Below are 9,190 nucleotides of genomic sequence, written 5' to 3' on the forward strand. Positions count from 1 at the left end.
CTCCGAGGAGGGGCGGGCCGTCGTCACGGAACTACGGGACGTCACTGGTCGGTGTCGCCCTTGTCGTCGGCGGCGCCGTCCTCGTCCGCGATCACGGGGATCAGGGAGAGCTTGCCGCGCTGGTCGATCTCGGCGATCTCGACCTGGACCTTGGAGCCGATCGCCAGCACGTCCTCGACGTTCTCCACGCGCTTGCCACCGGCGAGCTTGCGGATCTGCGAGATGTGCAGGAGGCCGTCCTTGCCCGGGAGCAGGGAGACGAAGGCACCGAAGGTGGTGGTCTTGACGACCGTACCCAGGTAGCGCTCGCCGACCTCCGGCATGGTCGGGTTGGCGATGCCGTTGATCGTGGCGCGGGCGGCCTCGGCCTGCGAGCCCTGCTGGGCACCGATGTAGATGGTGCCGTCGTCCTCGATCGTGATCTCGGCGCCGGTGTCCTCCTGGATCTGGTTGATCATCTTGCCCTTGGGGCCGATGACCTCGCCGATCTTGTCCACCGGGATCTTGACGGTGATGATGCGCGGCGCGTTCGGGGACATCTCGTCCGGAACGTCGATCGCCTCGTTCATCACGTCGAGGATGTGCAGACGCGCGTCGCGGGCCTGCTTCAGCGCGGCGGCCAGGACCGAGGCGGGGATGCCGTCGAGCTTGGTGTCGAGCTGGAGCGCGGTCACGAACTGCTTGGTGCCGGCGACCTTGAAGTCCATGTCGCCGAAGGCGTCCTCCGCACCGAGGATGTCGGTGAGGGCGACGTAGTGCGTCTGGCCGTCGATCTCCTCGGAGATCAGACCCATGGCGATACCGGCGACGGCGGCCTTGAGCGGCACACCGGCGTTCAGCAGCGACATGGTGGAGGCGCAGACCGAGCCCATCGACGTCGAGCCGTTGGAGCCGAGGGCCTCGGACACCTGACGGATCGCGTAGGGGAACTCCTCGCGGGTCGGGAGGACCGGCACGATGGCGCGCTCGGCGAGGGCGCCGTGGCCGATCTCGCGGCGCTTGGGCGAGCCCACGCGGCCGGTCTCGCCGACGGAGTACGGCGGGAAGTTGTAGTTGTGCATGTAGCGCTTGCGGGTCACCGGGGAGAGGGTGTCCAGCTGCTGCTCCATGCGGAGCATGTTGAGGGTGGTGACGCCCAGGATCTGGGTCTCGCCACGCTCGAACAGCGCCGAGCCGTGCACGCGCGGGATGGCCTCGACCTCGGCCGCGAGCGTACGGATGTCCGTGAGGCCACGGCCGTCGATGCGGACCTTGTCCTTGATGACGCGCTCGCGGACCAGCTTCTTGGTCAGCGCGCGGTACGCGCCGCCGATCTCCTTCTCGCGGCCCTCGAAGGCCGGGAGGAGCTTCTCGGCGGCGAGCTCCTTGATGCGGTCGAGCTCGGCCTCGCGCTCCTGCTTGCCGGCGATGGTGAGCGCCTTGGTGAGCTCACCCTTGACGGCGGCGGTGAGCGCCTCCAGGACGTCGTCCTGGTAGTCCAGGAAGACCGGGAACTCGCCGGTGGGCTTGGCGGCCTTGGCGGCGAGGTCCGACTGGGCCTTGCAGAGGACCTTGATGAAGGGCTTCGCGGCCTCGAGACCGGCGGCGACGACCTCCTCGGTCGGCGCCTCGGCGCCGCCCTTGACGAGCTCGATCGTCCGCTCGGTGGCCTCGGCCTCGACCATCATGATCGCGACGTCGCCGTCCTCCAGGACGCGACCGGCGACCACCATGTCGAAGACGGCGTCCTCGAGCTCGGTGTGCGTCGGGAAGGCGACCCACTGGCCCTTGATCAGGGCGACGCGGGTGGCGCCGATGGGGCCGGAGAAGGGCAGGCCCGCCAGGATCGTCGACGCGGAGGCGGCGTTGATCGCGACCACGTCGTACAGGTGGTCGGGGTTGAGCGCCATGATCGTCTCGACGATCTGGATCTCGTTGCGCAGGCCCTTCTTGAAGGAGGGGCGCAGCGGGCGGTCGATCAGACGGCAGGTGAGGATCGCGTCCTCGGAGGGGCGGCCCTCCCGGCGGAAGAAGGAGCCGGGGATCTTGCCGGCCGCGTACTGCCGCTCCTCGACGTCCACCGTGAGGGGGAAGAAGTCGAGCTGGTCCTTGGGGCGCTTCGAGGCGGTGGTCGCGGAAAGGACCATCGTGTCGTCGTCCAGGTAGGCGACGGCGGAACCGGCGGCCTGCTTGGCGAGGCGGCCGGTCTCGAAGCGGATGGTGCGGGTACCGAAGGCGCCGTTGTCGATGACGGCCTCGGCGTAGTGGGTCTCGTTCTCCACTAGCGGTTTCTCCTACGTGTTCGTCTTTGCGTCCGGGGCCCGTGTGGCCGGGGACGGTGTGCGACGGTGGCGGAGAAGCACGCCTCGGGTGCTGGCCGGTCTTCGATCGAAGCACCCGGGGATTCGTATCCGGGGGCCACTACCGAGGACCGGCGGCGAGCCGGCGGCTCCTCGCTCGTCGATATGGGGGTTGTGCGACCAGCCTACGGGCCGATGCGCACTTTGTGCACGTACAGCAAAGGGAGCGGCCCCCTGAAAGGGGGAACCGCTCCCTCAACGGCGACTTACTTGGCGCCGCCGGCCGCACCACGGCGGATGCCGAGCCGGTCGACGAGCGTACGGAAGCGCGCGATGTCCTTCTTGGCCAGGTACTGCAGCAGGCGGCGGCGCTGGCCGACCAGGATCAGCAGGCCACGACGGGAGTGGTGGTCGTGCTTGTGCTGCTTGAGGTGCTCGGTCAGGTCCGAGATGCGACGGGACAGCATCGCGACCTGGACCTCGGGGGAGCCGGTGTCGCCCTCCTTGGTGCCGAACTCGGCCATGATCTGCTTCTTGACAGCGGCGTCGAGAGCCACGCGGATCTCCTCTTAGGTGTTCGTGCGCCCGCGAGTGCCCCTGGTCTTGATCTCAGGGGAAGCTTCCGTGACTCGGCGGGCGAAGGTCCGATGGGCGCAGCTTCCAGAGGATTCCGGGAGCGCGTACACAAACGGCCGTCACACAGCGTACCAGCTCGCCGGAGCGCCCCCGGAGCAGACCTCTACTTGCTGGTCAAGGACCGGACCGTGGAGAAGACGTCGAGGACGGCGAGGCAGAGCGGGACGAGGGAGAGCAGGACGAAGCCCTCGGCCAGGTCGAGGAGGCGGCCCCAGAACGGGGAGAGGCCCTTCCTCGGGATGATCAGGCCGATCGCGGTGATCAGCGCCGCTCCGGCGGCGACGGACGCGGTGAGCCAGATCGTACGGATGTCGAGGCCGCCGCGGTCGCCGTACATGAGGAGGTCCTTGACCAGGTCCGCCGGCGGGTTCAGGGAGAGGCCGAGGACCAGCAGCGCGATGGCGGCGATGCCGGCGACCAGGACGCAGACGACCTGCGAGGTGTAACGGAAGAGGCGGGCGCGCAGCAGCATCGCCAGGCCGGCGGCGAGGGCGAGGAGCTGGCCCCAGACGTTTCCGGCGAAGCCGAGGACGGCGGCGGAGCCGACGACGACCGCGGCGCAGCCGCCGACCAGGCCGAGGAGCATCTCGTGGCCGCGGCGGGCCTGGAGCGCGATGCGCTCGCCGTCGACGGGCTGGTGGTCCTCGCCGGCCGGCTGCTGCGGGTCGGCGTGGAACTCGTCGTCGGCGGCGCTGCGGGGGGCGGCGTAGCCGATGGGGAGCCGGGCGAAGCGGGCGGAGAGGCCGGGCAGGAAGGCGACGAGGCCGATGGCGACGGGGGCGCAGGCGGCGGCCGTCTCGGTGGCGGTCGACTCGGTGAGGATCGCCGTGAAGGTCGCGAGGGTGCCGACGGTGGCGAGGAAGGTGGCGGCGACGAAGGGCGCGTCGCCGCTGGGGGTGAGCGCGACGAGCGCGACCGAGGCGACGAGGACGGTGACGCAGCCGAGCAGGAACTGGAGGCGGCCGGGGCCCTGGCCGGCGTCGGGGCCGACGATGCCGGATCCGGCGATGAGCAGCAGCGGCAGGGCGCCCAGGCCGAGGGCCACCGCGGTGACCCGGTCGGCGTACACGCGGGCGCGTACTCCGGCGAAGGCGGTGAGGAGGAAGCCGGCCGCGCCCGCGATGATCCCGGGCAGGCTGTGCATGTCGTGCCGGATCGGGTCGGCGAACCAGAGCACGAAGCCCATCAGGACGAGGAGCAGCACGCCGCCGAGGAGTCCGGCGCCGCGCAGCAGCTCGTCGCTCCACAGGTGCCGGTCGCGGGTGACGGCGGAGGCGACGGCGTCGGACACGTCGTCGTAGACGGCCGGCGGCAGGGACTGGGCGAACGGGCGCAGGGAGAGCACCTCGCCGTCGAGGACCTGCTGGGCCGCGAGCGTGCGGGCCCCGTCGAGGACGGATCCGTCGCGGCGGACCAGGTGGTAGCCCGTGGGCGTACCGGCGGCCTGTGTCTGCCCGGTGAGGCGCAGGATCTCCGGGTAGACGTCGGCGACGGCGATGTCCTCGGGGAGCGCGACGTCGATGCGGCTGTCCGGCGCCACGACGGTGACGCGGCAGAAACCGGTCGCTGCGGTCGTACTCACGTGTCTGGACCCCCTGATTCGCGGTTGCGCACGATGCGCGCGCCACCCTACCGGGGACGGCGGGTGAGGGCTGCAAGTAGGATCGCCGTCCCATGGGGGAAGTCCGTGTGCCCGGCTGCCGACAGGGGTGCCGGGCGGATGCTCCCGCCACGAGCCCGCCTCCAACGAGGGATTGATGCGCCGGTGAGCCAGATCGTCGTCAAACGCCCGCCGAGGTCTCTTCCGCCGGAAGTGCCCGGTGGGGAACTGGTCCTGGAGTCTCCGCCGGAACTCCCGCGGGGACAGCAGGAGTCGGCGTTGATGCAGCTCCTGCCGATGCTCGGCATGGGTTCTTCGGTGGTGTTCTTCTTCATGACGCCGTCGCCGATCATGCGGATCATGGGCACGCTGATGCTTGCCTCGACGGTCGCGATGGCCGTCGCCCAGTTCGTGAGATTCCGTCGCGGTACGCAGGGGCAAATGTCCGATGTCCGCCGCGACTACCTCAAATACCTCGCGCAGACCCGGCGTACGGTCCGGCGCACCGCCCACAAGCAGCGGGACGCGCAGCTGTATCTGCACCCGTCCCCCGAGCAGTTGTGGTCGGTCGTGGCCGAGGGCTCCCGGGTGTGGGAGCGCCGGGTCGGCGACCACGACTTCGGGCAGGCGCGGATAGGGCTCGGGGCGCAGCAGTTGGCGACGCCGCTCGTGGCGCCGGACACGGCCCCGGTGGACGAGCTGGAGCCGCTGTCCGCGGGTGCGATGCAGCAGTTCCTCGCGGTGCACGGCACCTTGGACGGGCTGCCGATGGCGGTCTCGATGCGGGCGTTCTACCACGTGACGGTGTCCGGTGAGCCGGAGTCGGCGCAGGCGGCGGCGCGTGCCCTGGTGGCGCAGCTGGTGACCCTGCACTCCCCCGACGACCTGATGCTCGCGGTGGTCGCGGCCCGGTCGGCGCAGGAGCGCTGGGACTGGACGAAGTGGCTGCCGCACACCCAGGTGCCGGGGCAGGTCGACGGGGCGGGCACGAAGCGCCTGTTCGGCGACGACCTCGGTGAGCTGGAGCAGTTGGTCCGCTCGAAGCTGGACGGCCGGCCGCGGTTCTCCCGGGAGAACCAGCCGGTGCTCGACCAGCCGCACGTGGTCGTCGTCCTGGACTCCGACTCCACCCGCGGCGGCCTGGTGCCGCCGGACTCGCTGCTCGCGGCGGCCGAGGGCCTGCAGGGCGTGACGATCGTGGAGGTCGTCTCCGGCGACATCGACGAGCCGCGCGGCGGTCTTTCCGTGGTCGTGCGACCGGGCCGGCTGCGTCTTGAGTCGGGTGGCGGTTTCGCGTACGAGGGTCTGCCGGACGGCATCTCGCTGCCCGCGGCGGAGGCGCTGGCGCGCCAGCTGGCCCCGCTGCGGATGGGCGGCGGGGACGACGACGAGCCGCTGCTCGCCAATCTGGACTTCACGGATCTGCTGAACCTGGGCGACGCGGCCTCGGTGGACGTGGCGCGGACCTGGCGGCCCCGTTCGGTGGCCGAGCGCCTCCGGGTGCCGATCGGTGTCGGCGAGGACGGCCAGCCGGTCATGCTCGACCTGAAGGAGGCCGCGCAGGAGGGCATGGGCCCGCACGGTCTGTGCGTGGGCGCCACGGGTTCCGGAAAGTCGGAGCTGCTGCGGACGCTGGTCCTGGGCCTCGCGGTGACGCACTCCTCGGAGACGCTGAACTTCGTCCTCGCGGACTTCAAGGGCGGCGCGACCTTCGCGGGCATGTCGCAGATGCCGCACGTGGCGGCGGTCATCACCAACCTGTCGGACGACCTGACGCTCGTCGACCGCATGGGCGACGCGATCCGCGGTGAGCTCCAGCGGCGTCAGGAGCTGCTGAGGTCGGCCGGCAACTACGCCAACATCCACGACTACGAGAAGGCGCGCGCGGCGGGCGCCCCGCTCGAACCGCTCGCCTCGCTGGTCCTCGTGATCGACGAGTTCTCCGAACTCCTCACCGCCAAGCCGGACTTCATCGACATGTTCATCCAGATCGGCCGCATCGGCCGCTCCCTGGGTGTGCATTTGCTGCTCGCCTCGCAGCGCCTGGAGGAGGGCAAGCTGCGCGGCCTGGACACGTACCTCTCGTACCGGATCGGTCTGCGGACCTTCTCGGCGGCGGAGTCGCGGACGGCGATCGGCGTGCCGGACGCGTACCACCTGCCCTCGGTGCCGGGTTCGGGCTATCTGAAGTTCGGTACGGACGAGATGACCCGCTTCAAGGCGGCGTACGTCTCGGGCACGTACCGGACGGGCGGGCCGCGGCTCGAGATCGGGCACATGCCGGTGGAGCGGCGTCCCGCGCTGTTCACGGCGGCGCCGGTGCCCGTCGTGTACGCGGCGCCCGACCCGGCGTACCTGGCGCAGCAGCGGGCGGAGGAGGACGACGCGCTCGCGGACACCGTCCTCGACGTGATCGTGCGCCGTCTGGAGGGTCAGGGCGTGCCGGCGCACCAGGTGTGGCTGCCGCCGCTCGACCAGGCGCCGTCGCTCGACCAGCTGCTCCCGGGTCTCGCGCAGACCGCGGACCGGGGGCTCACGGCGACCGAGTACACGCGTCAGGGCGGGCTCACGGTGCCGCTCGGCCTCATCGACAAGCCGTTCGAGCAGCGTCGCGAGGTGTTGTACCGGGACTTCTCGGGTGCGGCGGGCCACATGATGGTGGTCGGCGGTCCGCAGTCGGGCAAGTCGACGATGATGCGCACGCTCATCTCGTCGTTCGCGCTCACCCACACGCCGGCCGAGGTGCAGTTCTACTGCCTGGACTTCGGCGGCGGCGGCATGGTGTCGCTCGCCGATCTGCCGCACGTCGGCGGGGTGGCGTCCCGGCTGGACCCGGAGCGGGTGCGGCGTACGGTCGCCGAGGTGATGGGCGTGCTGAACCGGCGCGAGGAGTTCTTCCGTTCGCACTCCATCGACTCGATCGCGACCTACCGGCGCAAGCGGGCCGCGGGCGAACTGCCCGGCGAGGCCTGGGGCGACGTCTTCCTGGTCGTGGACGGCTGGGGCGGTTTCCGCAACGACTACGACATGCTGGAGCCGATCGTCTCCGACATCGCCGCGCGTGGTCTCGGCTACGGCATCCATGTGGTGATCACCGCCTCCCGGTACATGGAGGTGCGTGCGGCGCTGAAGGACCAGATGCTGGGCCGGCTCGAACTGCGGCTCGGTGACGTCATGGACTCCGAGTTCGACCGCAAGGTCGCGGCGAACGTGCCGGCCGGTGTGCCGGGTCGCGGCCAGGTGCCCGAGAAGCTGCACTTCATGGGCGCGCTGCCGCGGATCGACGGATCGAGCTCGGCCGCCGACCTGTCGGAGGGCACGGCGGCGTTCGTACGGTCGGTGCAGGCGTCCTGGACCGGTGCTCCGGCCCCCGCGGTGCGGCTGCTGCCGCGCAAGCTGCCGGCGGAGCGGCTGCCGAAGGGCTTCGAGTACCCGCAGCACGGCGTCGCGATCGGCATCGACGAGACGAACCTGGAGCCGGTGTTCGTCGACTTCGAGTCGGACCCGTTCTTCCTGATCTTCGGCGAGAGCGAGTCGGGCAAGACGGCGCTGCTGCGGCTGATCGCCAAGCAGCTGTGCGAGCGGTACACGCCGGAGCAGGCGCGGATCGTGGTGGGCGACTACCGGCGGACGATGCTGGAGGCGGTCGCGCCCTCGCACCTCCTGGAGTACGCGCCGATGGCCTCCGCCATGCAGATGCACATGGACGCCATCAACACGGTGATGACGAAGCGGGCGCCCAAGCCCGACATCACACCGCAGCAGCTGCGCGACCGCAGCTGGTGGACGGGGCCGCAACTGTACGTCCTGGTCGACGACTTCGAGCTGGTGGCCACCAACTCGGGGAACCCGCTCGCGGTCCTGGTGGAGAACCTGCCGTTCGCGCGGGACGTCGGCATCCGGTTCATCGTGGCGCGCAGCTCCGGAGGCGCCTCGCGGGCGATGTACGAGCCGTTCATGCAGCGCGTGAAGGAGCTGGGCGCGCAGGGCGTGATCCTCTCCGGCGATCCGCAGGAGGGCGACATCCTCGGCAACGTCCGGGCGCGGCCGATGCCTCCGGGCCGTGGCACGTTCGTGTCGCGGAAGCGGGGCGCGCCGCTGGTGCAGCTGGGCTGGCTGCCGGAGCAGCACTGACGGAGCGGGCCGGACGGAGCAGGCCGGTCGGAACGGGCCGGTCGGAACGGGCCGGTCGGCGGGGGAATTCCCGCCGACCGGGTACGGCGGTCCCACTACTGTGGGAGGGACCGCCGTACCACCGCGAAGGGAACGCGCCGATGACCGACGCAGACACGAGCACGACCGGCGCCGCCGGCGCCGACAGCTCCGACAGCACCGCCGATGCCGCTCTGGCCGCCGAGAAGCAGCGCCAGAAGGACGAGCTGTACGCGCTGGACATCTCCGGCGTCGAGTGGGAGGGCGCTCCCGGGACGAGCCCGGACGAGGAGCGCGTCGAGATCGCCCGGCTCCCCGAGGGGGCGGTGGCGATGCGGTCGTCCCTCGACAAGGACACGGTGCTGCGGTACACGAAGGCCGAGTGGGACGCGTTCGTCCTCGGGGCCAGGGACGGCGAGTTCGACCTGCGGTGACCCGCTGTCGTACGCGCCTGTGGTGAACCGCGGACACGCGTGCCTGCGGTGACCCGCGGAAACGCGTGAGGGGGTGGCCCGTCGGACGG

Annotated in this window: 5 protein-coding genes; 2 read left to right on the forward strand and 3 right to left on the reverse strand. The window is 70.9% G+C overall.

What is annotated here, in order from left to right:
* Nucleotides 1-41 precede the first annotated feature (41 nt).
* The 3 genes from ACFQ79_RS39140 to eccD form a co-directional block, all read right to left on the reverse strand.
* Nucleotides 42-2,261 carry a polyribonucleotide nucleotidyltransferase gene (locus ACFQ79_RS39140; protein WP_383592785.1) on the reverse strand — a complete coding sequence of 740 codons (2,220 nt, stop codon included), beginning with the start codon at nt 2,259-2,261 and terminating at the stop codon, nt 42-44.
* A gap of 284 nt (nt 2,262-2,545) precedes the next feature.
* Entirely contained in the window at nt 2,546-2,836 is a 291-nt protein-coding gene (gene rpsO, locus ACFQ79_RS39145) for a 30S ribosomal protein S15 (RefSeq protein WP_209497086.1), read from the reverse strand.
* Between the two features lie 182 nt (nt 2,837-3,018).
* Entirely contained in the window at nt 3,019-4,497 is a 1,479-nt protein-coding gene (gene eccD / locus ACFQ79_RS39150; protein WP_383592788.1) for a type VII secretion integral membrane protein EccD, read from the reverse strand.
* Nucleotides 4,498-4,680: 183 nt separating this feature from the next.
* Here eccD and eccCa point away from each other — a divergent pair, with 183 nt between their 5' ends.
* On the forward strand, nt 4,681-8,649 hold the full coding sequence (gene eccCa, locus ACFQ79_RS39155; protein ID WP_383592791.1) for a type VII secretion protein EccCa: 3,969 nt from the start codon (nt 4,681-4,683) through the stop codon (nt 8,647-8,649).
* 212 nt (nt 8,650-8,861) lie between these two features.
* Entirely contained in the window at nt 8,862-9,101 is a 240-nt protein-coding gene (locus ACFQ79_RS39160; protein ID WP_383592795.1) for a DUF397 domain-containing protein, read from the forward strand.
* Nucleotides 9,102-9,190: the final 89 nt, after the last annotated feature.

Origin of the sequence: Streptomyces sp. NPDC056480, from assembly GCF_042795405.1 — a bacterium.
In the GTDB taxonomy this organism is placed as follows: domain Bacteria; phylum Actinomycetota; class Actinomycetes; order Streptomycetales; family Streptomycetaceae; genus Streptomyces.